1 protein-coding gene is annotated in these 1,085 nt (G+C 58.3%); it reads right to left on the bottom strand.

Translation table 11 applies throughout. The features are described from left to right. Positions 1-1,085 (bottom strand): CBM35 domain-containing protein (locus WMO45_RS13610; protein ID WP_349141432.1); only part of this gene is annotated, 1,085 nt, incomplete at both ends.

The raw sequence follows: 1,085 nt of genomic DNA, 5'->3' as shown, positions 1-1,085 counted from the left end.
TGGACTCATAAGCGGTGCTGGGCTGCACATCTTCGCTGAAGCCAAGTGTAATGGTCTGGTTCACAGGCACGTTTTCCTCACCGTTGTCAGGCGTGCTGGTAAGAACGGTGGGTGCTACATTGTCTGCAGTCTCCATACCGCCCCGGACCACCACACGGTCAATGTTGGGGCCCGATGCATTGGCAACGATCTTCAGTTTATGGCTGCCGCCGTTGATGGGCACATCCCGGATCGTCTCATTCACCCAGGTCTCCCAGGCCTCATCGCCGCTGCCGCCCGGTGCACAGGACAGCGTGCCGATCACCTGATCATCCAGATAGACGGTGCAGGGTCTGGGATCGGCGGTGGCATAACGCACCTCAATATCATAGGGGGAGAAGGTTGCAACCGTGATCTCCAGCTCCACATAGCTGCCAGCACCGCCGTAGTCGGCATAGCCGGTACCCGTGTAGCCGGTACGGGCACTGGAAGCCGCCGTGCCGCCGCTCATAGTGCCATCCTCTGCCTCATAGACCGTACCGTCCCGGCTGATGATCATCCGGTCGATATTGGGTCCGTTTGACGTGGTATTGACCAGCTTAAAGGTATGCTCCCCTTCGGTGAGCTGGAACTCATATCCCTCGGTAAGCCAGGTGGTCCATGCCTGATTCTGAAGGTTGCCGTCGGTATAGAACTTGTAGCTCTGTACGTTTACCCCGTCGATATAGAGATCGCAGGGCCGTCCGCCCAGAGAGGTATACCGGAAGGCGACGGTATATTCGTCCGTTTCCGGAATGTTGGCCGTCCACTGAATGGTACCGATCTCCCCGGCATCCGGGTCGTAGAAGCCAGTACCCTTATAGCCAGTGTGATTCTTGGCGATGACGCCGTTCTCCAGCACCACGCTGGGGTCTTCCGCCTCAATGGCGAAGCCGTCGAAGCTGTCCAGGTGTTCCTTGGGCGGCTCAGGGTCGGGCGTGTCAGGAGCGGGCTCCGGGGTCTCCGTCTCCCAGGTCACGTCCTGAACATTGATGCTGTCCAGATCAAACCCCATCACATCAGAAGTAAGCTTAACGGTATTTTCCCCCGCCTGCAGCTGTACGTCG

Origin of the sequence: Flavonifractor hominis (assembly GCF_040095835.1) — a bacterium.
Classification (GTDB): Bacteria; Bacillota; Clostridia; order Oscillospirales; family Oscillospiraceae; genus Flavonifractor; species Flavonifractor hominis.
The sequence above is the reverse complement of the archived record's forward strand: the minus strand, read 5'-3'. Positions and strand labels throughout refer to the sequence as shown.